Annotated in this window: 32 protein-coding genes and 2 pseudogenes; 25 read left to right on the plus strand and 9 right to left on the minus strand. The window is 34.3% G+C overall.

The window, feature by feature from the left end:
- Positions 1-21 precede the first annotated feature (21 nt).
- The 6 genes from ACLKMH_RS14575 to ACLKMH_RS14600 are packed head-to-tail and all read left to right on the plus strand — an operon-like array spanning position 22 to position 4,874.
- Entirely contained in the window at positions 22-504 is a 483-nt protein-coding gene (locus ACLKMH_RS14575; RefSeq protein WP_413702356.1) for an ABC transporter permease, read from the plus strand.
- A gap of 20 nt (positions 505-524) precedes the next feature.
- On the plus strand, positions 525-1,778 hold the full coding sequence (locus tag ACLKMH_RS14580) for an ABC transporter substrate-binding protein (protein WP_413698810.1): 1,254 nt from the start codon (positions 525-527) through the stop codon (positions 1,776-1,778).
- The gene (locus ACLKMH_RS14585) at positions 1,775-2,143 is read left to right on the plus strand and encodes a hypothetical protein (protein WP_413698811.1); all 369 of its coding nucleotides are present in this window, start codon (positions 1,775-1,777) and stop codon (positions 2,141-2,143) included. The genes ACLKMH_RS14580 and ACLKMH_RS14585 overlap by 4 nt, the downstream gene beginning before the upstream one ends.
- On the plus strand, positions 2,133-2,765 hold the full coding sequence (locus ACLKMH_RS14590) for an acetamidase/formamidase family protein (RefSeq protein ID WP_413698812.1): 633 nt from the start codon (positions 2,133-2,135) through the stop codon (positions 2,763-2,765). Before ACLKMH_RS14585 ends, ACLKMH_RS14590 begins: the two co-directional genes overlap by 11 nt.
- A complete protein-coding gene (locus tag ACLKMH_RS14595; RefSeq protein WP_413698813.1) occupies positions 2,722-3,087 on the plus strand; it encodes an acetamidase/formamidase family protein in 366 nt (121 codons plus the stop codon). The genes ACLKMH_RS14590 and ACLKMH_RS14595 overlap by 44 nt, the downstream gene beginning before the upstream one ends.
- 53 nt (positions 3,088-3,140) lie before the next feature.
- Positions 3,141-4,874, plus strand: coding sequence for a dipeptide ABC transporter ATP-binding protein (locus tag ACLKMH_RS14600; protein ID WP_413698814.1), 1,734 nt, complete (start codon positions 3,141-3,143; stop codon positions 4,872-4,874).
- 92 nt (positions 4,875-4,966) lie between these two features.
- Here ACLKMH_RS14600 and ACLKMH_RS14605 read toward each other — a convergent pair whose 3' ends face one another.
- Genes ACLKMH_RS14605 through ACLKMH_RS14620 form a run of 4 tightly spaced genes read right to left on the minus strand, consistent with a single transcriptional unit; the run spans position 4,967 to position 7,067 of the window.
- Complete coding sequence (locus tag ACLKMH_RS14605) at positions 4,967-5,530, minus strand: ADP-ribosylglycohydrolase family protein (protein WP_413698815.1); 564 nt, start codon at positions 5,528-5,530, stop codon at positions 4,967-4,969.
- Positions 5,527-6,402 carry an IS3 family transposase gene (locus ACLKMH_RS14610; RefSeq protein ID WP_413702357.1) on the minus strand — a complete coding sequence of 292 codons (876 nt, stop codon included), beginning with the start codon at positions 6,400-6,402 and terminating at the stop codon, positions 5,527-5,529. Before ACLKMH_RS14610 ends, ACLKMH_RS14605 begins: the two co-directional genes overlap by 4 nt.
- On the minus strand, positions 6,399-6,704 hold the full coding sequence (locus ACLKMH_RS14615; protein WP_413698816.1) for a transposase: 306 nt from the start codon (positions 6,702-6,704) through the stop codon (positions 6,399-6,401). The genes ACLKMH_RS14610 and ACLKMH_RS14615 overlap by 4 nt, the downstream gene beginning before the upstream one ends.
- 21 nt (positions 6,705-6,725) lie before the next feature.
- Entirely contained in the window at positions 6,726-7,067 is a 342-nt protein-coding gene (locus ACLKMH_RS14620) for an ADP-ribosylglycohydrolase family protein (RefSeq protein WP_413698817.1), read from the minus strand.
- Positions 7,068-7,258: 191 nt separating this feature from the next.
- On the opposite strand from ACLKMH_RS14620, the gene ACLKMH_RS14625 reads away from it, so the two are divergent.
- Positions 7,259-7,642, plus strand: coding sequence for a hypothetical protein (locus tag ACLKMH_RS14625; RefSeq protein WP_413698818.1), 384 nt, complete (start codon positions 7,259-7,261; stop codon positions 7,640-7,642).
- Positions 7,569-8,339 (plus strand): hypothetical protein, encoded by a 771-nt coding sequence (locus ACLKMH_RS14630; protein ID WP_413698819.1) that lies wholly within the window; start codon positions 7,569-7,571, stop codon positions 8,337-8,339. The genes ACLKMH_RS14625 and ACLKMH_RS14630 overlap by 74 nt, the downstream gene beginning before the upstream one ends.
- 54 nt (positions 8,340-8,393) lie before the next feature.
- On the opposite strand, the gene ACLKMH_RS14635 is transcribed toward ACLKMH_RS14630, so the two are convergent.
- Positions 8,394-9,047, minus strand: coding sequence for a DUF6363 domain-containing protein (locus ACLKMH_RS14635; protein ID WP_413698820.1), 654 nt, complete (start codon positions 9,045-9,047; stop codon positions 8,394-8,396).
- Positions 9,044-9,322 (minus strand): patatin-like phospholipase family protein, encoded by a 279-nt coding sequence (locus tag ACLKMH_RS14640; RefSeq protein ID WP_413698821.1) that lies wholly within the window; start codon positions 9,320-9,322, stop codon positions 9,044-9,046. The genes ACLKMH_RS14635 and ACLKMH_RS14640 overlap by 4 nt, the downstream gene beginning before the upstream one ends.
- Before the next feature lie 176 nt (positions 9,323-9,498).
- On the opposite strand from ACLKMH_RS14640, the gene ACLKMH_RS14645 reads away from it, so the two are divergent.
- Complete coding sequence (locus tag ACLKMH_RS14645) at positions 9,499-10,044, plus strand: hypothetical protein (protein ID WP_413698822.1); 546 nt, start codon at positions 9,499-9,501, stop codon at positions 10,042-10,044.
- Between the two features lie 5 nt (positions 10,045-10,049).
- Here the strand turns inward: ACLKMH_RS14645 and ACLKMH_RS14650 are convergent, their stop codons facing one another.
- Complete coding sequence (locus ACLKMH_RS14650) at positions 10,050-10,325, minus strand: hypothetical protein (RefSeq protein WP_413698823.1); 276 nt, start codon at positions 10,323-10,325, stop codon at positions 10,050-10,052.
- A gap of 1 nt (position 10,326) precedes the next feature.
- Positions 10,327-10,746 (minus strand): LysR substrate-binding domain-containing protein, encoded by a 420-nt coding sequence (locus tag ACLKMH_RS14655; RefSeq protein WP_413698824.1) that lies wholly within the window; start codon positions 10,744-10,746, stop codon positions 10,327-10,329.
- A 685-nt stretch (positions 10,747-11,431) separates the two neighbouring features.
- Here ACLKMH_RS14655 and ACLKMH_RS14660 point away from each other — a divergent pair.
- The 9 genes and pseudogenes from ACLKMH_RS14660 (at position 11,432) to ACLKMH_RS14700 (ending at position 18,683) form a co-directional block, all read left to right on the plus strand.
- Positions 11,432-12,369: pseudogene (locus ACLKMH_RS14660) on the plus strand (TRAP transporter substrate-binding protein).
- A gap of 137 nt (positions 12,370-12,506) precedes the next feature.
- Positions 12,507-12,980, plus strand: coding sequence for a TRAP transporter small permease (locus ACLKMH_RS14665; RefSeq protein WP_413698825.1), 474 nt, complete (start codon positions 12,507-12,509; stop codon positions 12,978-12,980).
- Between the two features lie 53 nt (positions 12,981-13,033).
- On the plus strand, positions 13,034-13,801 hold the full coding sequence (locus ACLKMH_RS14670; protein ID WP_413698826.1) for a TRAP transporter large permease: 768 nt from the start codon (positions 13,034-13,036) through the stop codon (positions 13,799-13,801).
- Entirely contained in the window at positions 13,725-14,315 is a 591-nt protein-coding gene (locus ACLKMH_RS14675) for a TRAP transporter large permease subunit (RefSeq protein ID WP_413698827.1), read from the plus strand. The genes ACLKMH_RS14670 and ACLKMH_RS14675 overlap by 77 nt, the downstream gene beginning before the upstream one ends.
- Positions 14,316-14,385: 70 nt before the next feature.
- Positions 14,386-14,679: a hypothetical protein gene (locus ACLKMH_RS14680; protein WP_413698828.1), complete on the plus strand. Its 294-nt coding sequence runs from the start codon at positions 14,386-14,388 to the stop codon at positions 14,677-14,679.
- Positions 14,615-15,223, plus strand: coding sequence for an aspartate dehydrogenase domain-containing protein (locus ACLKMH_RS14685; protein ID WP_413698829.1), 609 nt, complete (start codon positions 14,615-14,617; stop codon positions 15,221-15,223). The genes ACLKMH_RS14680 and ACLKMH_RS14685 overlap by 65 nt, the downstream gene beginning before the upstream one ends.
- Before the next feature lie 389 nt (positions 15,224-15,612).
- A complete protein-coding gene (locus ACLKMH_RS14690) occupies positions 15,613-16,023 on the plus strand; it encodes a LexA family protein (protein ID WP_413698830.1) in 411 nt (136 codons plus the stop codon).
- Positions 16,023-17,278, plus strand: a pseudogene (locus ACLKMH_RS14695) (Y-family DNA polymerase). The gene ACLKMH_RS14690 and the pseudogene ACLKMH_RS14695 overlap by 1 nt, the downstream one beginning before the upstream one ends.
- A gap of 106 nt (positions 17,279-17,384) precedes the next feature.
- Complete coding sequence (locus tag ACLKMH_RS14700) at positions 17,385-18,683, plus strand: sulfurtransferase (RefSeq protein ID WP_413698831.1); 1,299 nt, start codon at positions 17,385-17,387, stop codon at positions 18,681-18,683.
- A gap of 794 nt (positions 18,684-19,477) precedes the next feature.
- Here the strand turns inward: ACLKMH_RS14700 and ftsZ are convergent.
- Complete coding sequence (gene ftsZ, locus ACLKMH_RS14705) at positions 19,478-20,581, minus strand: cell division protein FtsZ (RefSeq protein ID WP_413698832.1); 1,104 nt, start codon at positions 20,579-20,581, stop codon at positions 19,478-19,480.
- Positions 20,582-20,805: 224 nt separating this feature from the next.
- Here ftsZ and ACLKMH_RS14710 point away from each other — a divergent pair, with 224 nt between their 5' ends.
- From ACLKMH_RS14710 to ACLKMH_RS14740, 7 genes are all read left to right on the plus strand, one after another.
- Complete coding sequence (locus ACLKMH_RS14710; protein ID WP_413698833.1) at positions 20,806-21,120, plus strand: hypothetical protein; 315 nt, start codon at positions 20,806-20,808, stop codon at positions 21,118-21,120.
- Positions 21,121-21,158: 38 nt separating this feature from the next.
- Positions 21,159-21,821 (plus strand): helix-turn-helix transcriptional regulator, encoded by a 663-nt coding sequence (locus tag ACLKMH_RS14715; RefSeq protein ID WP_413698834.1) that lies wholly within the window; start codon positions 21,159-21,161, stop codon positions 21,819-21,821.
- 171 nt (positions 21,822-21,992) lie between these two features.
- Positions 21,993-22,205, plus strand: a complete 213-nt coding sequence (locus ACLKMH_RS14720) for a hypothetical protein (protein WP_413698835.1) — start codon at positions 21,993-21,995, stop codon at positions 22,203-22,205.
- 199 nt (positions 22,206-22,404) lie between these two features.
- A complete protein-coding gene (locus tag ACLKMH_RS14725) occupies positions 22,405-24,192 on the plus strand; it encodes a hypothetical protein (RefSeq protein ID WP_413698836.1) in 1,788 nt (595 codons plus the stop codon).
- 425 nt (positions 24,193-24,617) lie between these two features.
- Positions 24,618-25,097: a hypothetical protein gene (locus ACLKMH_RS14730; protein ID WP_413698837.1), complete on the plus strand. Its 480-nt coding sequence runs from the start codon at positions 24,618-24,620 to the stop codon at positions 25,095-25,097.
- Between the two features lie 47 nt (positions 25,098-25,144).
- The gene (locus ACLKMH_RS14735) at positions 25,145-25,846 is read left to right on the plus strand and encodes a hypothetical protein (protein ID WP_413698838.1); all 702 of its coding nucleotides are present in this window, start codon (positions 25,145-25,147) and stop codon (positions 25,844-25,846) included.
- 630 nt (positions 25,847-26,476) lie between these two features.
- Positions 26,477-26,911, plus strand: a complete 435-nt coding sequence (locus ACLKMH_RS14740; RefSeq protein WP_413698839.1) for a DEAD/DEAH box helicase family protein — start codon at positions 26,477-26,479, stop codon at positions 26,909-26,911.
- Positions 26,912-26,922 lie beyond the last annotated feature (11 nt).

The following is a 26,922-nucleotide window of genomic DNA, read 5'->3' on the forward strand; positions in this document are numbered from 1 at the left end:
CGCCACAATTTGTTGCTCGCAATGTTATTCCTTTATATCTTTGCGATAAAACTAGCATGGTTTCCTATTGGAGGTTATGGAGAGTTTTCAAACCTTATTTTACCTGCACTTACATTAGGCGTATTAGGGTGTGGATGGTATTCACGTATGTTTCGATCTTCAATGATCGAAGTGTTACATCAAGATTTTGTTCGGACGGCAAGAGCAAAAGGCCTGAGCAACTTTCAGGTCATAACTCGTCATATTATTCCTAATGCCATTTTACCTATCATATCAATGATAGGTATCGACATTGGAATTTTTGTTGGCGGGTTAGTGGTAGTTGAGTCAGTTTTCGGCTGGCCAGGAATAGGACAATTAGCATGGCAAGCGATTCAGAGAGTAGATACACCAATTATAGTTGCAGTGACCCTAGTATCAGCATTTGCAATTGTAATTGGAAATCTAATTGCTGATTTAATTGCTCCATTAATTGACCCTAGAATCGATATTAAAAATATGTAAACTCAAAACAAGGAAGAACTATGAAAAAATCACATTTATTAAATTCGTTATTTTTATGTTTGAGCGTAAGTTCTGTTCAAGCAACCGAAATCAAACAAGGTGGCTCGATGATAGTTACCTATAAAGATGATGTTTCAACGTTAGATCCTGCCATTGGTTATGATTGGCAAAATTGGTCAATGATAAAAAGTCTTTTTGATGGATTATTAGATTATAAACCAGGCACGACTGAGTTAGAACTCGATTTAGCTGAAAGTTATACTATTTCAGAAGATGGCCTTACGTATACATTCAAATTAAAACCTGGCGTTAAATTTCACAACGGAAGAGAAATGACTGCGGTTGATGCTAAATATTCTATTGAAAGAACGATTACACCAACCACACAAAGTCCCGGTGCAGGGTTTTATGGTTCAATTGATGGTTTTGATCAACTTAATCAAGGGAAAGTAAAAACGCTTGATAGCATAAAAGTCATTGGTGATTACGAGATAGAGTTTACATTGAAACAGCCTGATGCCACTTTCTTGCATGTCTTGGCCTTAAATTTTTCATCAATTGTACCTAAAGAAGAAGTCCTTAAATGGGGACTAGATTTTGGTAAGCATCCAGTTGGTACAGGTGCTTTTGCACTTGATGAATGGAAAACTGGACAATCATTATCTTTAAAACGAAATACAGCTTATAACAAAACTGGTTTGCCTTATCTGGATAATATTACATTTGAATTTGGTCAAGAACCAATTGTGGCTTTATTGAGACTTGAGCAGGGTGATGCAGATTTAGCCGGCGACGGTATCCCACCAGCTAAATTCTTACAGCTTAAAAATGATCCAAAATATAAAGAATCAATTGTAGTTGGAGACCAATTACATACGGGTTATGTAACCATGAATGTTGAAATCGCTCCCTTTGATAAACTAGAAGTACGCCAAGCAGTTAATATGGCAATCAATAAAGATAGGATCGTAAGAATTATTAATGGTCGAGCAGTACCCGCAAATCAGCCACTTCCTCCTGCTATGCCTGGATATTCAAAGGATTATAAAGGTTATCAATACAATATTGATAAAGCAAAATCATTACTTAATGAGAGTGGTTTGAGTGAAGGGTTTACCACACAATTATATGTTGCAAACACAGAGCCTCAACCTCGTATTGCACAGGCTATTCAGCAAGACTTATCTAAAATCGGGATTAATGTTGAAATCAAATCTTTAGCACAAGCAAATGTAATAGCAGAGCAGGTGGTGATAAATCTCAAGCTCCTATGATTTGGTCTGGTGGTATGGCTTGGATTGCTGACTTTCCTGATCCATCAAACTTTTATGCACCAATACTTGGTTGTGCTGGCGCAGTAGAAGGTGGCTGGAATTGGTCTTGGTACTGTAATGAAGAGCTGGATAAGAAAGCATCATTAGCAGACTCTATGGCAGATCCTGAAGACCATGAAAAACGTATTAAGCTTTGGGAAGAAATATACCTAGATGTTATGGCCGATGCTCCTTGGGTACCTGTATTTAATGAACGTCGCTTTACAATACGTTCTCAGCGTTTAGGTGGTGCAGATGCTATCTTCGTGGATCCTGTTCACGTTCCTGTTAACTATGATCATGTGTGGGTGAAAGATGTGCAATAAATGTAATGACTTAATAAGAACTATTCATAGCGAAAATCATCATTTTGGTTGGGATAATAGTATTAAGCCTACTCATAAGATAACACCAGGCACTACTTTAGAATTTCAATGTCTAGATAGTTCAGGGGGACAATTAAATAAGAACTCTGGTTTATCAGACCTTGTGGATTTAGATTTTAGTTTAATAAATCCTGTGACAGGTCCGATTTATGTAGATGGTGCTAAACCTGGTGATTTACTAAAAGTAACGGTTCATGAATTCAAAGCAAGTGGGTTTGGTTGGACTGCAAATATTCCTGGATTTGGCTTACTTTCAGACCAGTTTAAAGATCCGGTATTAAATATTTGGGATTATGATGCCAATATGCCAACAAGCAGTGCTTTTGGTAAATTTGCTAATGTACCACTTAAACCTTTTGCAGGAACAATGGGGCTTGCTCCAGCTGAATCAGGGTTACATTCAGTGGTTCCTCCAAGACGAGTAGGCGGTAATCTTGATATCCGAGACTTGAGTGCGGGAACAACACTGTATTTGCCTGTTGAAGTAGAAGGTGCTTTATTCTCAGTCGGTGATACACATGCTTGCACAGGGAGATGGAGAAGTATGTGGAACGGCTATTGAAAGTCCAATGGATGTCGTTTTAGAGTTTGATGTCGTTAATAATAAATCGATTAATTCACCATACTTCACAACCCCAGGGCCTGTTACAAGGCACCTTGATGGTAAAGGTTACCAAGTAACAACAGGCATAGGTGCAGATATGCTTGAAGGTGCTCGTAATGCATTAATGCAAATGGTCGATTTACTGAGCCATCAGCATAATATGCCACCGGAACAAGCATACATGTTGTGCTCTGTTTGTGGTGACTTACGAATTAGTGAAATAGTCGATGCACCTAATTGGGTGGTTAGTTTCTATTTTCCTAACATTGTCTTTGAGTAAATGATAAAGCGCACTGTTTGTTCAGTGCGCTATAATAATAGGATACATTATTAATGAATAACTTATTATCAGTCGAAGGTTTGCATATTGGTGTTGGTCAACAAGACAAACATGTTGAAATTGTAAAGGATTTAAATTTCACCTTAGAAAAAGGTAAAACACTTTGCATTGCTGGAGAGTCAGGAAGTGGTAAATCACTATCAAGTCTTGCCATTATGGGGCTATTACCAAAAGCAGTTAATGTTTCAAAAGGGGCGATCAATTTTGATGGAAAAAATTTACTAAATTATTCAGAAAAACAGATGCAAAAGATACGTGGCCAAGACATTGCAATGATTTTTCAAGAACCTATGACTTCTCTTAACCCTTTAATGACAAATGGCTATCAACTAATAGAAGCGATTAGAGCGAATCAAATATGTTCATTTTCAGAAGCTAAAAAAAGAGCATTACAGATATTTGATGCTGTAAAAATACCTCAAGCAACGAAAAGGTTTATGCAATATCCCCATGAGATTTCTGGGGGAATGAGACAAAGAGTTATGATTGCAATTGCGTTAGCTTGTAATCCAAAAATTTTGATAGCAGATGAACCAACAACGGCTTTAGATGTAACAATCCAAGCTCAGATACTTACTTTATTACGAGAGTTGCAACAGGATTTTAATACTGGCGTGTTGATGATTACTCATGATATGGGCGTTGTTGCTGAAATGGCTGATGATGTTATTGTGATGAATAAAGGTATTGTTGAAGAAACAGGGAGTCTCACAAAGGTTTTCTCATCCCCAGAATCTAAATACACACAAAAACTATTAAATTCAGTTCCAAAGTTAGGTGAAGCTGAACACTTAAAACAAATAGATATTAAGCAACCAGTTCTTGAAGTAACTAGTTTAAATGTAAGATTTCCGATAAAAAAATCATTTTTTAATCGTCTAAATTATGAAGTTAGGGCTGTTAACAACCTTAATTTTTGCATAATGCCAGGAGAAACTTTGGGGCTTGTTGGTGAAAGTGGTTGTGGCAAATCAACCACTGGTAAAGCGATTATGAACTTAATAGATTTTGAAGGCAGTGTAAGATTAAATAAATTAGAAATGAATGGTTTATCAGGTTCAAAATTGCGCCGTAATCGTAAAAATATACAAATGATTTTTCAAGACCCTTATGCTTCATTAAACTCTAGAAAACGAATAGTCGATTTAATTGCTGAGCCGTTAATATTACATAAAATAGTAACAAAGGAAAAAGTAAGGCAACGTGTTTCAGAGTTATTAAGCCAAGTTGGATTAAATGATAGTGCTTTAGACAGGTATCCCCATCAATTTTCTGGTGGTCAACGGCAACGTATTTCGATTGCCAGAGCAATTGCTTGTGAACCTAAAATAATTATTGCTGATGAATCCGTTTCGGCTTTGGACGTAACAGTTCAAGCACAAATTTTACAATTACTGCAAGACCTACAAAGTAAATTAGGAATTAGTTATCTCTTTATTTCACATGATATGGCAGTTATTGAGCAAATTTGTCATCGGGTAGCTGTGATGGATTGTGGAAAAATCGTTGAAATGGGGCCAACGGAGGAAGTCGTTCAAAATCCTCGGCATAATTATACTAAAAGATTGATGCAAGCTGTGCCGATTGCAAAATTAAATAGCCGACGAGACTTTAAATCTTTATTAGACATTCATGAATTAGTAAACCCTATATACTTAAAAAATGCTGAAGAAGAAATAGTTGAATATGAGGTTTTTAACGATAATCATCATGTCGCCCTTTGTTAAATGGTATTTTAAAAAGCATAGGTGGCTATAGATAAACTTGCGATATATTTATAATATTTGAATACCGTTTATAATTTCATCTAGCTTAATATTTATATCGCATAATGCTCTAATAATTTAGCATTTATGGCTTTTAAATAATCCTTTCCATATTTACCATTTTCTAAATCTCGGTCAAGAAATGCTGGTAAATCCTTTGTATATTCATCGGAGAAACTTGCAATGCCACATGCAATGGAAGCGACACTATCTGTATCTCCGCCTAATTGTACTGCATTAAACAGTACCTCTGATAAAGTTTCAGACTTTGATAACACGGTTAAAACAGAATCGATAGTATCAATGGCATCACATTCTGTGGCAGTGGTCTTATCTTTCTTAAAATACTCCATGCTTTGTTCACAAACATAATTAAATAATCCGTTTTTCGGGCCTATGTTATTTATAAAATAATAAACACCTAGGGCGACAGCTTGAGATGCAACAATTCCTTCATGGGTATTATGAGTAAAAGAAGCTTGAATTTTTGCTTTTTCAAGCATTTCTGATTTATCTTTAATTAAACCCAAAGGTACTGAGCGCATTGCAGAGCCATTTCTAATACTGTCTGCATTAATATTTTTGATAAAATAAATTTCTGTATCTGTAATGGTCAATAAAAACCGGACACCTTTTTAGCGACTTTATTTTCATATTGAATTGGTGATAAATACCCATTAACTGAATGCGGGCGTTTACCATTGTAATAAGCAAGATAATCTAAAATACTTAGCTCAGTCGCTTTCTTTGTTTTGAATGTTTCATAGTTCAATTGCTCATGCTTTAAACTTCGGAAGAAGCGTTCTGTCGGTGCATTATCCCAGCATTCACCTTTGCCACTCATACTCACATTCATTTTCATCGTATTTAGTAATTTTCTATAATCATCACTAGTATACTGGCTACCTCTGTCTGAGTGGTGCAACAGACCAGAAGTTGGTTTTCTTTGCCAGTAGGCCATATTCAGTGCATTACTACATAACTCAGTGCGCATATTATCTGCAATTGTCCAACCCACAATACGGCGTGAATATAAGTCCATCACGACTGCTAAATAGATAAACCCTTGATGCGTAGCGATATAAGTAATATCTGTTGTCCAAACACGATCACTCTCATTAACTGTGAATTTTCTATTTAGTTTATTCGGCTCAATTCGATTACTATGGTTGCTATCGGTGGTCGTTTTAAATTTCTTCGGATAGCGAGCGACAAGGCCCAATTTACGCATTGTAGAGCGTGCTTTAAAGCGACCAATAACAATGTTTTTCTTTGCTAGTTCAGTCACCATACGTCTGCTACCTAAAGTCATTTTATGCTCTTTGAATGTGCTTTTTACTGCGCTGTCCAAATGAAATTCTGGCGCATCAAAAGGCTTGATTGGTGCATGTATCCAATCATAAAATGCACTTGAGCTTACTTTCATCACGCGACACATTACTCTAATTGGCCAGTCTTCTTTATGTTTTAGAATAAATTGAAATCTTATTCTTTTTCGTTCGCAAAGAAGACTGTGGCCTTTTTTAGGATGTCACGCTCCATTTTTAATCGGTTGTTTTCTTTACGTAACGCCTCTAGTTCTGCTCGCTCTGATATGTTTAATGTTGATTGTTTAGAGCCTGGCTTTGAATCTGTATGAGTTTCAATTCTTACCCAACGTGTAATGGCACTCAGTGATACACCGAGATTGTTAGCGACTTCTTGCCTACTGTATCCTTGTTCAGTAACCAACTTTACTGCACTTTGTTTAAATTCTACTGTAAATACTGGACGTGTTGTTTTCTTCTTCATAATCTACCTCTACTAGACATATTAACTGAAGTCTTTAGAAGTGTCCGGTAATATTAAACCACTACAATCTGTTTCCTTTAGAAAGTGGTAAAAATCGTTTGAATAGGTATCGCGAGGATCTCGTTTAAAAGCTTTTAAAAAGTATTTTGCTACTAATTCTTTATTCCATGTACCAGGTTCATTAATCATTAGTTCACAAAGTGCGATAGTCATTTGGGTATCATCGGTATAACGACCTGCAGGTTTTTTATCATAAGGAGATTGGTGATATTTTCTTAAGCAGTGATTTTGTTTAATATATTCATGCTCGGCAAATTCAAAGCCCGCTCCATAAGCGTCTGCCATTGCGATCTCAAGTAACATTACTTTCTCCCTTATCGTTTTTATTGATAATAGTAGACCTAAATATCAAATTGAGCGTGACTTTTTGGCAATAGTCATTTGTCATTATCTCTATTGTTCGTCGCTCTCTTTTACCATTAAGCTAGGTATCAAGAAAAATTTAAAAACTAATAATAATAAATGCTTAATTATCAAACTTTTTGGAGTTACAAATGACCATTGCAGAAAATAAATTATTCCAACCCGTCACTATTGGTGATGTCGCATTAGATAATCGCATCATTATGGCGCCGTTAACACGAACTCGCGCTTTAAATCACATGCCTAATGCATTGATGGCTGAATATTACTCTCAACGTGCTACTACAGGATTATTAATCACAGAATGTACAATGGTAAGTGAGGGCACTTCTTCTTTTGGTCATGATCCTGGTATTTATTCTAAAGAGCAAATCGAAGCTTGGAAATTAACAACTGATGCGGTGCATAAAGCAGGTGGGCGTATCTTTATGCAAATTTGGCATGCAGGAAGAGCGAGCGCATCCACTTTTAAATGGTGGCAAAGAAGCAGTAGCACCAAGTGCGATCGCGATTGATGATGAAACGCATACACCTGAAGGAAAGAAACCTTATACTATTCCTCATGCTTTGACTGTTACTGAAATTAAAGACATTGTGAATGACTTCCGTCAAGTCGCAATAAATGCAAAACAAGCAGGGTTTGATGGCGTTGAAATTCATGGTGCCAATGGTTATTTAATTGATCAGTTTTTACGTGACAGTGCAAACCAACGTACTGATGAATATGGTGGTTCATTTGAAAACCGAGCTCGTTTCTTAAAAGAAGTGATAGAAGCGGTAACAGAAGTGATGGGCAGTGGCCGTGTTGGTTTACGTCTTTCACCTTTAAATAGTTTTAATAGTATGAAGGATAGCGACCCATTAGCACTGATTGATTATTTAACGACAGAATTAAATAAATATAATCTAGCTTATTTACATCTTATGCGTGGTGATTTCTTTGCTGTGCAAAAAGGGGATGTTATCAGTATTGCACGCAAAAACTATAAAGGTCATTTAATGGTTAATATGGGTTATAGTGCAGAAGAAGCGATGCAAGTTATTAGTGATAAGCAGGCTGACAGTGTTGCCTTTGGTACTGGTATTTTAGCAAACCCTGATTTTGTAGAACGTATTAAACAAGGTGCTGAATTAAATCAACCAGATCAAAATTCCTTCTATACACCTGGTGCAGAAGGTTATACTGATTACCCGTTTATGGCTGTTTCTTAAGTCTTTACCTTAATAGAAAGTTAGTGGTGTTACATTAAATAACACTACTAATTTTTATGACGCTTTAAATAATTCTGCTAACTCGCTCTCTAAAAATTGATGACCTATCTCATAGCCCATCTGGTAATCAGATGTCAGTGCTTGATCACTGCTACCAAGTACACGACTGGCCAATTTTTGAGATGGTGCTATCTCAATAACCTGTGCATCTTCAGGTGGGTTATGAATAAAATCTAAAGCATCATTGTAGGCATTTTCATGATTAGTGATAATGTCTAACACTTTAGGGCAGGTTTGTTTTTTACATACCCATTCTTTTAGCTTATGGGCCCAAGGTGATCTTACCTTTAAAGCTGATTGAGTGGTACGAATGACAATTATCTTTTTTGCTCCGCGTTTATAAGCTTCTTGGACAGGAATAGGCAAAACAACACCACCATCCACATAATGTTGGTTATCTATTTCTACTCCATTTTTATACAAGTAAGGGATTGCACTTGATGCTTTTAACGCTGTTAACCAATTGTTCTCTGTAGGTTCAATAAATATTGGACTGAGTCCGTCCACTTTGGTTGCAGAAAATAGTAATTGGCGGTCTTTTAATTGAGTTAAAGCATAGTCAATATTAAGACGAAACTCAGGCGCACAGGATTGTTTAAAATACCAATCAAGATCCATTGCATGACGACCTGAAAAAGAACGCTTCATATTAAAAAATCAGGGTGACGAGAAAGCCGCATAATTGATTGTTTTGCATGTCCTGGTTGATGAGTCATGTAAGTCGATAAATTTTGCGCACCAGCTGAAGTACCAATCAGTAATGAAAAAGGGTTAAAGTCTTGTGCTAACCAACTATCTAAAACACCGGCTGTAAAAATACCTCGTTGACCTCCACCTTCAACAATCAATGCCGTATTTTCTATAACAGGGGGCTTAGAGTATTCATTTATATTTTTTATTTGGTTTTGTTGTGATTTGCTCATATAGCCTCCATTGATTATGAAGTCTTAATTTACAGTTTTATTTTCGATAGTTTAAATCGTTTGTTTTTATTGCTTTAATAGATAAATATTTTCAATAAAAAAGAAGTAGGCCAATCTATTTAAAATCATAGATACATTATCAAATAAATCTTAATATAAGAACTTTAAGAGATTAAATGGTATCAAAAATTATGTTTAAAACAAAAACTGTTATAAAACAAACAGCACGCCGAACACCAGCGGTTAATTTTTTGATAAGCTTATTAATTTCTGGATTTTCTATTATTTTCATTCCTTTAGCATATGAAAACCTCTACACCTCTTTTTTTAGTTTATTAATTATTAGCTATTTTGTAGTGCACTTAACATTAGGCCTAAGTAGCCGAATTACCATAAACCAAGCACTAGAATACAGTGTAAAAATCCCAGATCATTCTTCAAATATGACACAAACTATTCCCTTTGAATCTATTACGTATATTGAAGTTTGTGCATATAAAGTATTAAAAGTGGATAATAATTGCCCGGATGAAATTAGCCAAAAATATTTTTATCAAAAATCATTGTTTGGATATCAAGGAGCAGGATTAATTATTGCTTATAAACTTCCTGGAAATCGAGCTGAGAGTGAAATAATTAGAGCAATTAAAATTCCCGCTCCTAAAGCAGAAGAGTTTTATCAATTCATTACCGTTAATACTAATTGTTGCTCCATCAAATGAAGCTTTTACTGTCTATTTCCAAGAAAGATATATTTTTCTTTTTGGCATGAATTAATAATAAAATCCCAAGTCAGTTTAAGGTCTTTAAATTGATGCAAATCTTTACTGGTCGATATCCAAAGCTCTCGTTCGAGATAAAATTCAGGCAATAGCTGGCTTAAATCATTTTCTCCATAAGCAACAAAATGAGGCAGGATGCCTAAACCCAATCCGGTTTTAATCGCCTGATTTTGTGTATGTATGGTAGTTGATTTATAAACGAAATCAGAATTTGGAGACACTTCACTTTGATACATTAACAGATTTGAAAAAACTTGATCTTCTATATAACCAATAAAAGGGTGGTCTTTCAAATCTGCTTTTTTCAATTTTTGCATTATTTTCTATATATTCTTTACTGGCAAAGATACCTAATGTGTAATCAGATAGTTTTTTCTGAATAATATTTGAACCTTTTTGTGGTCCTACTGTGATGCTGATATCGACTTTGCCACTTGTGATGAAAGTACTACCTGCAAGAGAGATCAACTCAATATCGATGTCTTTATCTTTAACCCATACAGGTAATCTTGTAGATAAATAATAATTACTAAAGCCTTCAGTGACACCGATTCGAATCGTTGAACGAATTTTTTGTTCATTTCTGTAGTTTTCATTAGCGAGTAGCAGTGTTCTTTCAAACTTTTCAGCATATGGAAGCAAATTTTCACCCGCTTTAGTTAAATGAAAACCTTTATTGTTTTGGAAAAAAGCTTAGTGCCAATAGACTTTTCTAATTGTTCTATACGATTAGCAATGGTCACATGTGAACAGCCAATTTTCTTTCGCTGTACTTGAATGTCTTCCATATCTATTGAGTGCAATAAAGTACTTTAGGTCATTCCAATTTATGGATAATAAATCTGGATCGTTATTCAAAGTGTTCACCAATGTGTTTTAAGAAGCTAATTAAAAGTTAATCGATCATTTTAATGCAATAAGGCTAATAAATGTTATTTATATAAATATTCAATGTTTGTTGTTATTAAATTTCTTTAAAGAAAGTGTTAATAATTTCTCTGCTTTAAGCTTGAGAATAATTAGAAATAGTCGCTATAAAATTAAAATATGTCTTTATTTCAACTTATTAAGCGTTTTTTCAAATTCTATTTTTAAATTGGTTAAGTAATAAGTTTAACTTTTAATTTATAGTTAAAATAATAACAAAATTATACTATCTGTCATTTTTTTACACCTACTGTAAATATATTTCTATTGTTTCTGCAAAATTAAAAGGCTAATTTTAAATCACCTAATACGTACCGCTAATAACAATTTGTATATTAACTAAACATTCAATAGGGAACTTATAATGAAAAAATCTATAATCGCATTATTCACATTTATGATGAGCGCTTCTGCTTACACTGCAGAGTTTAATTTTACGTTTGCACATGTTCTTATTGATGAAACGCCAAATGGACAGGTCGCAATCGCTTTTGCTAAGGAAGTTAATGAAAAGTCTGACGGTCGAATCGAAATAACGGTTCTGCCTGCTGGGCAACTTGGGGAGATGTTGAAATTATTGAACAACTGCAAATGAATATGGTTCAAATTGCCATTCCACCAACAGCAACTTTAGGTAACTTTGAGCCTAGAGTTCAGATTTTAGACCTACCGTTTTTATTACCTTCTAAAGATATCATGATGAAAGTATTAGATGGTTCAACTGGACGTAAAATTCTGGATACATTAGATAGCCATGGCATGCATGCAGTTAATTTTTGGGGAGCTGGTTTCCGTCATATGACTAATAATATTCGCCCAATTCAAGAGCCAAAAGATTTAAAAGGGCTGAAAATGAGAACAATGCAGTCTCCTATTTTATTAAGTACCTATCGTAATTTTGATGCAAACCCAACTGCAATGGCTTATTCAGAAGTTTATAACGGTTTACAACAAAGTGTTATCGAAGGGCAAGAAAACCCTATCGCTAATATCACCAGTAAACGTTTCTATGAAGTTCAAAAGTATATGACTTTAACCTCTAATGCATATCATGGTTATGCAACGATTGTTAACGATAAAGCTTGGGCATCTTTACCTGATGATTTAAAAGAAGTGATGACCAATGCGTTTAATAATGGCAGAGACCTTTCTCGAAAACTGACTGATAAATTAGAAGCTGATGCACTTGAAAACATTAAAAAACATACTCAAGTAACTGAATTAACGCCTGAACAAGTTAATGCTTTTATTGAAGTCAGCTTACCTGTGCACGAAGAGTTTCGTGAAACGATTACGTCGGACTTGTTAGATGAAGTCTACGCAGAAATTAAAAACTAGATAAAACTGGCACTTAACTACTCCTTAAGTGCCAAGCTTATATCAACCAACCTCCGTATTTTTTACGCATTTAACTATTAATAAACTATGAATAGTTATTACCATTTAAACTTAAATTGCATCAAAAAGAGAAAATCATGTTTGAACGATTAAGTGGTTATTTAGACAATATAGAAGGGTTTCTAATAGCGAGTATATTAGCTGTCGCTTCACTTCTTACCTTAATACAAGTTTTCTTTCGTTATGCACTTAATGATTCTATTTTTTGGGCAGAAGAAGTCGTGCTTTACCTGATTATTTCGATGAGTTTTCTTTCAACAAGTCTAGGCATTCGAAAGGGCTCTCATATTACTGTTGATGTTCTAAAGTCTTGTATTCCTAAATCTTGTACTCCAATTTTTGTTTGTGTTTCGGCTGTTATAGGTATCGCTTTTGCTATTGCATTATTTTATTACGGTGGAAATTTATTCCTTAATACGCTTGAGAGAGGCCAACTTTCGCCCGCGCTGAGAATGCCCGTTGCTGTTGTTTATTCATTTATTCCGGTCACTGCGTTACTGCAGATTTTTCGCTATTGCGAAATTATCTACTCTGAATGCAAAAGTAAATAAAACGTATTTAATACAATAAATAAGCTGTCTTCTTTCATATTAAGGTTTTTAAAATGATAATGTTTTTGTTACCAATATTCTTAATATTGTTATTACTTGGATTACCCATCTACGGCTCACTCGCTTTTTCTGTTGTTGGTGCGATGGAATTTACAGGCAGAATGGATCCTACTATTGTGCCTATGAGAATGTTTTCTGGTATGAATAATTTCTCTTTAATGGCAATTCCATTTTTCATTTTAGCCGCTGAGTTAATGCGAGTAGGTGGATTGTCTGCTCGATTAATTAAACTAGCTCAAGTACTTATTGGCTGGGCGCCTGGTGGTTTAGCTTCCGCGACTGTGCTTTCATGCCTGTTCTTTGGTTCTATATCAGGTTCAAGTCCTGCGACTGTTGTTGCTATCGGAAGTATTATGTTTCCTGCTTTAGTGGTCGCTGGTTACAGTAAAAAGTTTGCTATTGGGCTAATTACAACTGCTGGCACATTAGGGCCGATAGTGCCACCTAGTATTGCGCTAATTATCTATGGTTCGGTAACCGCGACAAGTGTCGGTCAGCTTTTTGTCGCTGGTATTTTACCTGCGCTTTTATTGGGTGGATTATTGATTGCTTATTGCATGATTTATTCTAAAAAGAATAATTTTGTAAGCTCTCCTTTTCCAACGTTAAAGGAAGTGATTGAAGCCATTAAAGGCTCTGCTTGGGGCTTAGGTTTACCAGTTATTCTACTAGGTGGTATTTATAGTGGTATTTTTACTGCAACTGAGTCTGCTTGCGGTTGCCTGCGCATATGGATTAATTGTTGGTTTAATTATCTATAAAGAAGTCACACCCAAAGATTTATGGGAAATATTACAAAATACTGGTGTTACTTCTGGTGCAATATTACTTATAACAGCAGGCGCATCTGCATTTTCTTGGTTATTAACAATGACAGGCACTGCATCGAGTTTAGCTAATTCAGTACTCTCTATTAGCGACTCTTCTTTTGTTATTACTGCATTATTAAATATTACTATGTTAATAGCTGGTTTCTTCCTTGATAGTGTTTCGGCAATTATTGTTCTTGCTCCTCTTATGATGCCAATCGCGACAGATGTGGGTATCGACCCTGTACATTTTGGAATAATTAATCTTGTTAATTATTCAGTTGGCATGATAACGCCTCCCGTAGGTTTAAATTTATTTGTTGCTGTCACTATTTCAAAAATGAATTTATTAGAAATATTTAGGGGTTGTATTCCTTTTGTTTTTGTAATGATTTTTGGACTTATCATTATTACTTACGTTCCATGGTTAAGTTTAGCTATTCCAAGCCTGCTTTATTCATTTTAAATACAACTCACTCATAAGTGATCAACACCATTATTTATTAAGTTTTTCTGAGACCTAAAAAGGCATTTAAATGAAACAAAAACGCATATTAAAAGTCGCTATCATTGGCTTAGGGGCCATTGGACGAACCGTTGCAAATCATATCGATAACGGAAATGAAAAAGGTGCCGAACTGGTTTCCCTTTTATGTAGAGATAAGCAAAAGCACATAGCGTTAAGCGGTAATCAGTCTGCACATTTTCAATCTATTATTACTGATAATAGTGAAGAATTTTTTGAATCAAAACCTGATATTGTTATTGAAGGTCGCAGGACAAGAAATTTTAAAATTATATGGTGCACAGGTATTAACAAGAGGAATTGATCTTTTAGTCTCTAGTATTGGTCTTTTTACCGATGATGATATTCTTAGTCAATTTATTGAAATTACTGAAAAAACGGGTGCTAAAATGTCACTTTCTGCCGGTGCTTTGCCTGGTATCGATTGGATGTCGGCGACTTCATTTTCTAAAGTTAATGACATTTCTATCATACAAACTAAACCCGTAGAATCATGGAAAAATACGCCTGCCGAAACCTTTATTGATCTTAACGCAATAAAAACACCCACTTGTTTTTTTGAAGGAAGCGCTAGAGAAGCGATGAATATATTCACTAAAAGTAGCAATATTACCGCTATGTTAGCGCTTGCAACCATAGGATTAGATCATATCAAAGTGAAATTGGTAGCAGATCCAATAAACTCAATCATGAATACAGCTATTCATTTTGATAGTGAAGTAGGGGAGCTAGAGATTAATTTAAAAGGTGTGCCATCATTCGAAAACCCAAGCACGAGTGCAGAAGTACCATTATCGATTATAAAAACAATTAGAAATATATCTTCCACAATTAGCTACGGTGTTTAATTTAATGGGTGAAGCTATTCGCTTCACCTTTATGCCAAAGTGCTTTTCAAATTAAAATTTAGCCCAGAAAGTTAACTAACCTCAGTTCTGGATAAGCAAAACGAGACAGTACCGTTATTTACGCGTATTTCTGCGTTAAATCATCTCCCAATAACCCGTTATTGCTTCGATAATTCGCCTTGAACTACGCAAAACTAACAGCACTGTATTATATACTTTTTAAGATCAATGTTATTTCGCTTCCATTATCCAGAGCTGAGGTTAAATAACGCATTTGGATCACTAGAATAATTGCTTCAGTTTGTTACAGAAACCTCAATTTAAATTTAACTTGTGTTAAATATCAACTAATCTATAATTTAACTGTGTTTTTATACAGTAAAATTATCATGAAATTTATTCCAATTACAGCAAGTGCAGGTATTACGGGCTTTGAAAGTCCTGCTAGTGATTATCTGCAATTACCATTGAGTCTTGATTCATTACTTGTTGAGCATCCAAGTGCAACCTTTATTGGTAAAGCAGATGGACATTCAATGCAAGGTGTTGGTATTTTCAGTGGGGATATTTTAATTGTTGATCGCCATGTGGTGGTTAAAGACTTAGATGTTATTGTCGCAAACTTAAATGGCGAATTTATTTGTAAAATTATCAATATCAAAGAACGTCTTTTATTGTCTGCGAATCCACAATATAAAAATATTCCTATTAATGAAGATGATCAGTTTACCATTGAAGGAGTTGTTATACGCTCAATCCGTTGTCATCGTACTAGCCAGATTTTAGAGACACACTGTTAATGTTTGCTTTAGTGGATGCAAATTCATTCTACTGTAGCGCAGAACAAGTGTTCCGACCTGAATGGCGAGGAAAACCTATTGTTGTTTTATCCAATAACGATGGTTGTATTGTGGTCGCTAATAAACAAGCTATCGCATTAGGTATTCAAAAATTTAAACCCTTTTTTGAAGTAAAGGCATTCTGTCAGCAAGCAGGCATTATTGTTTGCTCCTCAAATTATGAACTATATGCCGATTTATCCCACAAAATGATGCAAGTAATAGGGCGCTTTGCTCCTGAACAACATATCTATTCAATCGATGAATCATTCTTAAGTTTTAAATGCTGTGATAAAAGCATACCAGATTTAGCCCTTCATGCTCAAAAAATACGGCAGGCTGTTTGGAAAGAAACTCGTTTACCTGTTTGTGTTGGCATTGGTAAAACACTTACCTTAGCAAAGGTTGCTAATCATATTGCTAAAAAATGGCCGGGTTTTTATGGCGTGTGCGTACTTGATGATGAAAATTTTAAAAGGAAAGTATTTAAGAAATTAGCGCCTATCGATGTGTGGGGAATTGGCAGAAAAACCAATGAAAAACTAAAACAAAATGGCATTTTAACGACATGGCAACTTAGTCAAATAAATGATCATTTTTTACCGGCAGGATTTAATGTTGAATTACAGCGCACAATAAAAGAGTTAAATGGTGAAGAATGCAAAAATTGGGATGCTGTCAGAGCAACTAAGTTACAAATTTTTCAACCAGAAGTATGGGAAAAAGGATCACCGATGTACAAAGTCTAAATCAAGCTCTCGCTAAACATGCCAGTATTGCCGCTGTTAAAGCAAGAAAACAAAAATCTTTATGTGGCACTTTAATGGCATTTGTCGCTAATAGTCCTTTTGATGATAATCCCTGTAGTTATAAAATATTAAAACAATTTAACCCGCCGACAAATGATACTTCTCAGTTGCTGAAAGTGATAACTGAAAATATTCACTTACTTTATCAACCTGGTGTTGCATATTATAAAGTCGGTGTTGGTTTATTAAATTTAAGCAGTGAAGGGCATTTACAATGGGATTTATTTCATCCTGCAGAGGGTAATATCCCACTCATGCAGGTGATTGATAAAATCAATCAGCGTTATGGGACCGATAGTGCCTTTTTTGTCGCGCAAGGTATTAATGAATATTGGTCAATGCGACGAGAATTACTAACACCACAATATACAACTAACTGGCGACATATTCCTAATATTAACTGTTAATCAATCTTGTATTTCTTACTATCGAGACTAAACCTCAAAATATATAGCTGTTCGGTGTAATTTTCAGTAAAATTTTAACCCGGTTGTTTCATTATATGGTTACGAAATGGCATCTATAATTAACGCTAAAAGCTTGATCAGCTCACCAATCGACGCAATAACATTTAATTATATTTCGGATAATTATATTGAAAATGGAAAGCTATCCGAACAAGTTCAAATTATCGATTGTCGCCCAAGCAGTCAATATAATGGTTGGCCAGAAAAGAATTCAACTATTGAAGGCCACTTTCCTGGTGCTTATAATATTGATAATCAGTGGGTTAAGAAACTAGATGACAAACAATTTGAACAACTTATTGTTGACCAAGGTCTAGACAAAAACAAGGCAACTTTTCTATACGCAGGCAATGACCCAATAAAACCTTGTGCTGAACTAAGTTATGTATTAAAAAACTTAGGTTTTAATAACCTAGCTATAATTAGCCAACCTTTATCTCAATCTCAACAAAAATTAGTAACGCTTTCTCACTTCAAGCAATTGGTACCAGCACATTGGATAAATGCACTAATTAATAATGAAACACCTGCTTATAGTCCGAAAAATAGTTACGTCATTGTCGAAGTACAATGGGGAGAAGCAATACAGTATTTTGATTCTCATATACCTGGTGCATTGAATTTAGACACAAATAAGATTGAAGAAAAACCTTGGTGGAACCGTGTTAATGACAAAAAAATTGCTGATATCTTAAGCGAGCTTGGCATTTGCTACGATACAACTGTGATTTTATATGGTCGAGATAATATAGTAGCTTCTCGAGTTGCAAGCATAATGATGTACGCCGGTGTTGAAGATGTTCGTCTACTCGATGGTGGCTGGCAAGCATGGCAGAATGCAGGGTTCGCAACAGAATCTTTTAACAACTGTAATTCTAAAAGAGTTTCCTTTGTAAAGCAGATCCCAGTTAATCCTGCTTATATTATTGATATTCCTGAAGTGAAAGCGTTATTAGCAAAAGACCCCAACAAATATTCTTTAGTTAGCATCCGTACCAAGGATGAACATATCGGTCAAAAATCAGGTTACAGTTATATAAAAGAAAAAGGCGACATTGTTGGTTGTAAATGGGGGCATTCAGGAATTGATTCTAATGATATCAGTGACTTTTTAAATCCTGACGGAACAATGAAAAGCGAACAATTGATCACAGCTATGTGGAAAGGTGCCAATATTAGCGCTGACCAACAAGTCGCTTTTTATTGCGGCACTGGATGGCGTGCCTCACAGGTTTTCTTTTTTACCTATGTGATGGGTTGGAAAAATATCAGCGTATTCGATGGTGGTTGGTATGAATGGAGTGCAGATAAAAGCAATCCAACTTTTAACTTAAGTGAAGATTAAATGAAGATAGATAACTTATATTAAAAAGTTAAGACTTTAATATGTTTATCGCTTTATTTGAAATTTGAATGGTCAGCTAAAAAATTTTAACGAATTATATTTAGTAAAATTATTAGTCGCATCAGCTGAGCCTAGTTTTTACTGCCGTAGTATTTTTTTAATAGCAGGAAATCCCTTAACAAAATCTCAGATTTCAACACATTTAGCATTAAATTAGCCGAAATTAAAAGATCTTGTCGTATATTGAAGAATAGTTTTTCTGTAAGGAATAAAAAGACCTTAAATAATTGAAGCTCTTAAAAGCTGACAAAAGGTATTAAGGATAACAGTATGTTATACATTTTATGTTAAATAGAATTATGGTAAATACATGGAATTATTAGAGCAGATCAGATCTGGATCTATAATTCCATTTTCAATGATAATTGAATTATAGGAAAAGATCTTTTTCATTTTTAAGAGTAGTAAATTCAAGGCTTCCAAGAGGGCATAGAAATTTAACAAATTGCACTTTGGAAGTATAAAACAAGATCAATTAGCTATTTTGAACTCTAAGGGAAGATCTTTTTATAATGGCTGAATATATACAGCAAAATTGTTGCTTAATTTATCTCCTGCCACTAATTGTATACCAATTTCACATGTTAAATATATAAAATTTAATATAATTTTTATTGTTACCAAACGATGAAAATTTCCTATTTATTAGAGCAGTCAGTATTATTTAGATTTTCTTCTAATAAATGCAGGAATATCGAAATACGTTTTATCTTGTTCTGAGTTATTTTCTTCTATTAATTTCTCTGAAATAGATAATTTAACTTCATTAATTTGTTGTGCTTCATTACCTCTTTTTTAGGGGAGGATGCTTCAGTACAATCAGGTAATAACTCACCGATCCCTGTCAAAATAACAGTCACATTTAAGTTGAATTGCTCTAAAGTATGATCAATCGTTACCCCTAGTATGATACGTGCATCTGGAGAAGCAATTTCCTTCAACATATCACCTACAATTTCATATTCATCGAGAGTGAAGGTTGAGCCACTAGTTATATGTCCCATTACACCACGAGCATTTGATATCTCGATATCTTCCAATAAAGGGCAATTCAATGCTTTTTGCGTAGCTTCGTTTGCACGATCATGAGCGTTTTCAATTCCTGATGAAATACCTGTTCCCATCATTGCCGTAGTTCCAACTTCACTCATAATCGTTTTTACATCAGCAAAATCGATATTGATAACACCATTTTCATCATTGATTATCGAAATAAACCCAGATACGGCATCATATAAAACATCATTTGTCGCTGCGAGTGCATCCATAAAAGAAATTCCTTTAGGTAAAACTTTCTTCAATTGATCATTCGGAATCGTTAATAATGAATCGATATGAAGACTAAGTTGAGTTATTCCTTTATTTGCATAATTAATTCGCTTGTTTCCTTCAAAGAAAGACGGTTTAGAAACGACTCCTATAGTTAATGCACCTAACTCTTTAGCTATTTCAGCTACAACAGGAGACGCTCCAGTACCTGTACCTCCGCCCATTCCCACTGCAATGAATACAACATCAGCACCAGTTAATGAGTTACGAATTTCATCAATAGACTCTAGTGCTGACTGATAGCCTATTTCTGGATTAGCCCCAGCACCTAATCCTTTTGTTATATTGATTCCTAACTGTAATCGTATATCTGCCTTAGAAGAACGAAGTGCTTGCGCATCAGTGTTCATAACGATAAATTCAACACCAGTTAAGCCTTTAGTGATCATATGATTTATTGCACTACTGCCTCCTCCACCAACACCAACTACCTTAATCTTAGCTTGTTGTTCTTGTGAATCTTCAATAATAGTAAATAACGGCTTTTTTTCTGATGGTTCATTTTCCATTGTTTATTTCCTTAATTTTCCGATAATTGAGGAGTTTATACGATGAGGTTAATAGTTATCAGAGCCATTGGTTTCCTTGCGACAGCCAATGTCGCTACAGAATTATTGGAAATCAATTAAATAAAATTAAACGCGACAATAACTGTCGCAATGTGATGTTGTATCTCTATTTTACTAAAGGTTTTAAGCTACACTGATACTATAAACTTGATGGGGAGTATTTAATGAGTAGTACATTTGCAAGAAGAATTGAGATTTTAAAACTCATTGGACTTCACAATCAGAAGAAAGGGCTTAAAGAAATTTACATGTCCCTAAAGAATGAAGGCATTGAAGTTGATATTCGTACTATTCAACGTGACATGAAATCTCTTTCCACCATGTTTGATATTGAAAATGATGGTAATAAAGACAAACCAGGTTGGTCGTGGAAAAAAGAATCAAAAGGTTTAACACTACCAACAATAAGCCCGTCTGTAGCACTTACTTTTAAAATGGCTGAGCTGTATTTAAAAAAGTATTTCCTTATTCAATTTTAAAAAATTTGAATCAGTACTTTAATAATGCGGATACTTATTTGAAAACATTATCAGATAACAAACTATCTAATTGGGATAAGAAAGTAGCAATAATTTCACGTAAGCAACCTTTTATTGTGCCAGATGTTGGTGATGAAATATTAGCAAAAGTATACGATGGTGTATTAAATGAGAAACAGCTTTCAGTCTGTTATCAACCTAAAGATTCTTCAGAAAAAAACTATAATATACATCCCTTAGGTATCGTTATGGTGGATGAGGTTATCTACCTTGTTGGGACTATTTGGAAATACACTGATATTCGCCAATTTGCATTACATAGATTTATTTCAGTTGATAATACGGAAGAAGATATCATTACTGTTGAAGGTTTTGACTTACGGAAATATCAGCAATCGGGAAACTTTGGCTTCCCTGTTGACGAAAATAAAAAAGAAATTGAACTTGAAATGATGGTGGCACATTGGGTTGCTGATTTCTTAAATGAACAAGCATTATCAATTAATCAAAAAATTGTTGAAACAGAGCCTGAATCACCAAGACCATACAAAGTAACCGCAACCGTATTAAATACCGCTCAGCTTAGATGGTGGTTGTCTCACTTTGTGGTAAATGTTGAAATTATTGGACCCGTATCACTGCGGGAAGAGTTTAAAGAAAATGCCAAATCATTGGGGAAATTGTACAAGGGCTATAAGTAATGCTGTATATATAAAATATGATCTCAATCTTAGTGCCGACTCAATACCATTTAACTAACAATTTTTTGTAGAAAATCTCTAAGATTATAGTGTATCAGTAGGTAATTTAATTTTAATTGTAATATACAAAGTATTCATTAAGAATAATTTAGTTCAAAGGAAAGTAAATCAATGACCAATCCACAAGAAATTATTGCCGAACATATAGTAAGAAAAATAAAAGTAATCAAAACTGATACGGAAGTCTTTGAATCATTTGTCAACGGAGAGCGAAGTGTACGTAATGATTATCGTGGTCGAGCTATCTTTGAGTTATTTCAAAATGCTGTTGATAAAGCAAAATCAAATGTTTGGATCACACTAGATAAAACTAAAAAAGACTAACTGTTGCAAATGATGGAAAACCTGTGTCCATTTTTCCATTTAGTAAGGAAAACAAACGTTCAGACTTTCACGCTCTCTGCTCCATAAACACTAGTAATAAAGAAGTCGGTAAATCAATTGGAAACAAAGGTGTTGGTTTCAAATCGATTTGGGAATTTACAAATAAAGTTGAGATAAGAACTTTTCACAAAGATCAACCTTGGGGTTTATTTTACACTACCCATTTACGTCAGATAAGCTTGAAAATTGGGAGGATAAATCACTTTCAAAAGAGATATACAAAACATTAAAAAACATCAGTCTAGACAACAACGTAAAAGCTCCTTCATTTTTCTTTCCACAATATAAAACAACAACAAAAACTGATTTTACAAATAAAAACGCTTCCACAGAAATTACTCTATTGGACTTAACTAACGAAGCTATATCTGCAATAGAAAAGAAACTAGAAGAGTTTTCAAAACAGAATTTGTTATTTGTTTCTGAGATCCTTAAAGGCTCTATTACAAAAATTGAACTTGATTTAAACTGGGATGACGAGACAATAAAGAAAAATCTTTACCCAAACACTCAATGGATGGTTCTAAGACCCGACTTGACAGATGTAATGGGTGAAATAGAAGAAGCCGCAATCAAGCTAGATTATAATGTCAAAAGACCATACGTAACATTTGCTCTACCTAAATCAAAAGACGTTTTCGACACTAAATCTTATTTTCATTGCTATTTACCAACAGAAATATCTACAGGCACACATTTCCCTATCCATGGTGAATTTTATTTAGATAATTCAAGAAAACATTTAGAGATAACTGACAATCTTTATAACAAACTACTCCTACAGTCTTCTTTAAGGTGGTTTTTAAATTTATATAGCGATGAAAACAGTGATATTTGGAAATTACCTAATCCTTTGCGCTTTCTAATACCTGTAGACAAATCGACAATTGAAGTATCATCTATTTATAACCAAACACTAAAAGACAAGAATAAATTACTTAAAATCATCCAACAGTTTTTAAATATATTTGATGGTAAAGTAACTGAAGAACACTGTGACACCATAAGTAGAATTATCTGGCATTATCGCCCAAAACAAGCGTATAAAGGCCATTATACAGTATACGTCCGAGATAATTTGTACCCTTATTTATCAAATTTTTTAAATAACCAACTAAAGATAATTCCAATATCTGCAACAGACGAAAACTCAGTTGTGAAGTTAATCGAAACACATCCGTTCAGTAATGGCTCAAAAGAAATTACTACAGCTTATTTTTATAAAGATGACAATACGCGAATCGATGATAAGAATCTTGACAAATATCTCGCAAGTTGTGGTGGAATTTCCACAATAGCATGGACATTTAAGCCCGCCGGTTTTCAAACAGAGTTAATTAAAGCTAACTATGTTAATAAATACGACAACCAATCAATTATTAGGTCACTTAGTGGAAGAGCAAAAAATAATTCAGATGAAACCCTTCGAGCATCAATATTTAAAGCTATATGGCACTTACTCCCTACTAAAACTAATGAATACACTAACTGTAAACATCTAAACTACAGTGGCGATACTAATAGCCGTGTGTTAATGCCTACAACATCTGGAAAATGGGTAAGGGCTTCTCTTTGTTATTTACCTAATGAAGAGCTTGATATCTTGCTAAGTGATTCAGAGTATAATCAAATTGATTTAGTTAAAATTTTTAAAATAATTGGGGAAGAACGAGTTGAGGGTACGTTAAAACAATTAGGTGTTTGGGATTGTTTACCGCTTACTCGACCTACTACCGGGATTAAAATTGCTAAACCTGAACTTTTAACTATTTCTTCCAATAATTTGATATTCAAATCATGGTTTACCTGGACAAGTAATCTAGATCCGGCGTTGCTTAACCCAATAAAGTACCAACTAAAAAAACAAAGTGGATTGCCCCTTATGGAAAGAATAAAGAGCGAACTTCGCCAGAAGATACTTTTTTAGTTACGATACCCATAACAAGTTTAAGTGAAAAATTTAACTATATTCGCGAAAGGGATTTTACTCACTTAGAAATCGATTTTCTTCAAAAGCTTGATATCTTTCGAATCGATGATTGTTCAGAACCTCATAAATTAATCAATTTAGCCAAATCCGTATGTAATGATAAGATAATTTCAAATGATGCTATCTCTTTATATCGATCAATCTGTCAACAGCTAAATAAATTACAGTTAGCAACGATAGAACTGAGTGTCCTAGAGGAGCTACCTATATTAATTGAATTTAATAATAGAGCAAAAAAAGTAATCGATTCAAGAACTGTATTTTACCAACCCCAAGAAGAACGTATATGGCGAGATCATTTTTCCCAATTTAAACCCTCTTATTTAGTACTTAGAGACAATGTCGCTGAGTTAATTAAGTACTTGCCAAATGTTATTCGATTCAATGTTAAAGAAAAAATTCATACCGATACTAAAGACAATTCTCATGCAACAGAACTAAGTAAGTGGTTAGAGAGAGAAATATTGCCAATTTTTTTGTGTGTTGCATCTTATGGTCAATTAGACGGATTAACCAATATTGATTTACATACGGTAATACAGCGCTGGCAAAGGTCATTACTACTAATCAGTGACGAAGCTTATATGCAGTTGGAATTAGAGAATACGACTGAATTTCATATTGAATTAGCACTAGACCAAGGACAAGCTCTCTGGGAAGCCAAAACGACTCAATATAAAGGTGATTTAAAAGTATTTTTAAAACCAGTAAATAGTTTTCCTGAGTACCTTCCTCCATTAATAAGATGGTTTTCAACAGAAATATTTAGAAATAGGCAATTGACAGTTTATTTTGAAACTATAGTAGAGTTATTAAATTCAAAACAACTAGAAAAAAATTAGTTAAATGGGGAGTAACATTAAAAGACATTCAAGATGTAAGAATTGAAGTGTTAGCTACACTTCCACCTGAACGCCATTATGATCTAGCTAAATCTATATCAAAATATACAGGATTAACTTTTTCAGCCGAAGATTGGACTAATAGAGAGTTGTATAAAGGTCACGGTATTAATTTTAAAAAGCTTGAGTTACACCTTCCTAACTATATAGATCATTTGACAATCCTAGATCCAAGCCAAGATAATGAACAAGAGTTACGAGAATGGGCAAATAATAATATCTCTTGGCTGAAAGAGCTCTTTGGTAGCACTAACAAGATTATTGATGAGAGTCGCTCAAGTGGAGCATTATTTCAATTTGATTTTACTCCTAATAGCTGGATTAAAGAGTACCTTAAACTTAGTAGTGAAGAGCTTAAGCTTAAGAAAGAAAGAGCTGACATTGCGTTAAACAAAGAAATTGAAAGTCATGGAGCCCTTGTAAATGCTACTTCCAGTACACCCGAAGAAAAAGAACTAGAATTCTCAACAAATATGAATAAATCGAGCTCTTCATCTAATGGTGTCGCGGCTAAAACTATAGAGCAACATCTAGAGGAAGCTCGCAATAAAGCAATGAAAGGACATGGTGCTGAAAAACAGAGAGCACTTGTATATGCAAAAGAAATATTCGATACATTTAGTGCGGAAAAACAAGAGTTATTTTTCTTCTATGTAAAAAAGAATATAAGAGGATTAACTTACCTATAGCAGATATCATTCCAAAGTCAGGAATGGATTGGTATACCCTGATTCATATCGGATCTAAAAGAGAAGGTGTCGGTTACGATATGCTAGCGTTAGAGGGGGACCAGTTACTTCTGGTCGAAGTTAAGTCTTCAAGTATATTTTTAACAGAAAAAGAAAGATTGAGAATAATTGAATTTAACTCAGCAGATTTTAAAAAATAAATACTAAATTACGATGGAAAATGTGGTTAATTGAAAATGGTAAAACATTTGATATCACAAAGGATATTACTAACGCAGTTATACAACATGAGGCATTACATTCCCCTGGTAGCCAGATTATTAAGGGAGAAAAATGGAAAGTGAACTTCAAACTTAAATAACTTAGTTAAAGAATTTGATATCCCATCATCGATGTATGATATTTCGGGATTTGGCCCCAAATGAAAATATCCCAGGGATTGTCACCGTAAATGGAATTTCATATTGTTTAATGAACTATTCTTTATAGTAATAGTTCCACTTCTTGCTGTTAATTGTTAGTAATTGAATATTAATGATTATTACTGATAGCTATATTTATATTTTGATGCTAATTTGATCTTTTTTGATTTTAAAATCCGGTTAATTATATCTAAGTAAAGGGGTTAGAATGGGATTATTTGTTGAAACTAAAGTTGGTAAAAGTACATTAAGTTGGCTAGCTGTTGATGACGAACAAAAATCTTACGAAGAAGTCCACCAAACTTGGTGTAAATTTAATTTTCAATTTATAGAAGAAAATGTAGCAAACAAAATTATAGGGTTACGGCCACCTCAGGTAGGTGGCATCTTTGCGACTCTAGGGTTTGAAAAATCTGACGAAAATGTGGCGACCACAATTGTCATGCCTACAGGCACAGGTAAGACTGAAACTATATTATCTATTGTTGTTGCGGGTAAATTCAAAAGAACCTTGATAGTTGTACCTTCTGATCCACTGAGAAAACAAACCAAAGATAAATTTATTAAACTAGGTTTACTTAGGCAGTTTGGTTTAATTGGCAAAGACATTGCCAATCCAGTTGTCGCTACTATTCAACTTTAAAAGAACAACAA

The organism is Psychromonas sp. KJ10-10 (genome assembly GCF_047323245.1).
Classification (GTDB): Bacteria; Pseudomonadota; Gammaproteobacteria; order Enterobacterales; family Psychromonadaceae; genus Psychromonas.

Excerpts from the sequence above, each read along its gene's own strand:
- ACLKMH_RS14575 (WP_413702356.1), top strand. The coding sequence starts at position 22 with ATGTTATTCCTTTATATCTTTGCGATAAAACTAGCATGGTTTCCTATT.
- ACLKMH_RS14580 (WP_413698810.1), top strand. The coding sequence starts at position 525 with ATGAAAAAATCACATTTATTAAATTCGTTATTTTTATGTTTGAGCGTA.
- ACLKMH_RS14585 (WP_413698811.1), top strand. The coding sequence starts at position 1,775 with ATGATTTGGTCTGGTGGTATGGCTTGGATTGCTGACTTTCCTGATCCA.
- ACLKMH_RS14590 (WP_413698812.1), top strand. The coding sequence starts at position 2,133 with ATGTGCAATAAATGTAATGACTTAATAAGAACTATTCATAGCGAAAAT.
- ACLKMH_RS14595 (WP_413698813.1), top strand. The coding sequence starts at position 2,722 with ATGCTTGCACAGGGAGATGGAGAAGTATGTGGAACGGCTATTGAAAGT.
- ACLKMH_RS14600 (WP_413698814.1), top strand. The coding sequence starts at position 3,141 with ATGAATAACTTATTATCAGTCGAAGGTTTGCATATTGGTGTTGGTCAA.
- ACLKMH_RS14615 (WP_413698816.1), bottom strand. The coding sequence starts at position 6,704 with ATGAAGAAGAAAACAACACGTCCAGTATTTACAGTAGAATTTAAACAA.
- ACLKMH_RS14620 (WP_413698817.1), bottom strand. The coding sequence starts at position 7,067 with ATGTTACTTGAGATCGCAATGGCAGACGCTTATGGAGCGGGCTTTGAA.
- ACLKMH_RS14625 (WP_413698818.1), top strand. The coding sequence starts at position 7,259 with ATGACCATTGCAGAAAATAAATTATTCCAACCCGTCACTATTGGTGAT.
- ACLKMH_RS14630 (WP_413698819.1), top strand. The coding sequence starts at position 7,569 with ATGCAGGAAGAGCGAGCGCATCCACTTTTAAATGGTGGCAAAGAAGCA.
- ACLKMH_RS14635 (WP_413698820.1), bottom strand. The coding sequence starts at position 9,047 with ATGAAGCGTTCTTTTTCAGGTCGTCATGCAATGGATCTTGATTGGTAT.
- ACLKMH_RS14640 (WP_413698821.1), bottom strand. The coding sequence starts at position 9,322 with ATGAGCAAATCACAACAAAACCAAATAAAAAATATAAATGAATACTCT.
- ACLKMH_RS14645 (WP_413698822.1), top strand. The coding sequence starts at position 9,499 with ATGGTATCAAAAATTATGTTTAAAACAAAAACTGTTATAAAACAAACA.
- ACLKMH_RS14665 (WP_413698825.1), top strand. The coding sequence starts at position 12,507 with ATGTTTGAACGATTAAGTGGTTATTTAGACAATATAGAAGGGTTTCTA.
- ACLKMH_RS14670 (WP_413698826.1), top strand. The coding sequence starts at position 13,034 with ATGATAATGTTTTTGTTACCAATATTCTTAATATTGTTATTACTTGGA.
- ACLKMH_RS14680 (WP_413698828.1), top strand. The coding sequence starts at position 14,386 with ATGAAACAAAAACGCATATTAAAAGTCGCTATCATTGGCTTAGGGGCC.
- ACLKMH_RS14690 (WP_413698830.1), top strand. The coding sequence starts at position 15,613 with ATGAAATTTATTCCAATTACAGCAAGTGCAGGTATTACGGGCTTTGAA.
- ACLKMH_RS14700 (WP_413698831.1), top strand. The coding sequence starts at position 17,385 with ATGGCATCTATAATTAACGCTAAAAGCTTGATCAGCTCACCAATCGAC.
- ftsZ (WP_413698832.1), bottom strand. The coding sequence starts at position 20,581 with ATGGAAAATGAACCATCAGAAAAAAAGCCGTTATTTACTATTATTGAA.
- ACLKMH_RS14710 (WP_413698833.1), top strand. The coding sequence starts at position 20,806 with ATGAGTAGTACATTTGCAAGAAGAATTGAGATTTTAAAACTCATTGGA.
- ACLKMH_RS14720 (WP_413698835.1), top strand. The coding sequence starts at position 21,993 with ATGACCAATCCACAAGAAATTATTGCCGAACATATAGTAAGAAAAATA.
- ACLKMH_RS14740 (WP_413698839.1), top strand. The coding sequence starts at position 26,477 with ATGGGATTATTTGTTGAAACTAAAGTTGGTAAAAGTACATTAAGTTGG.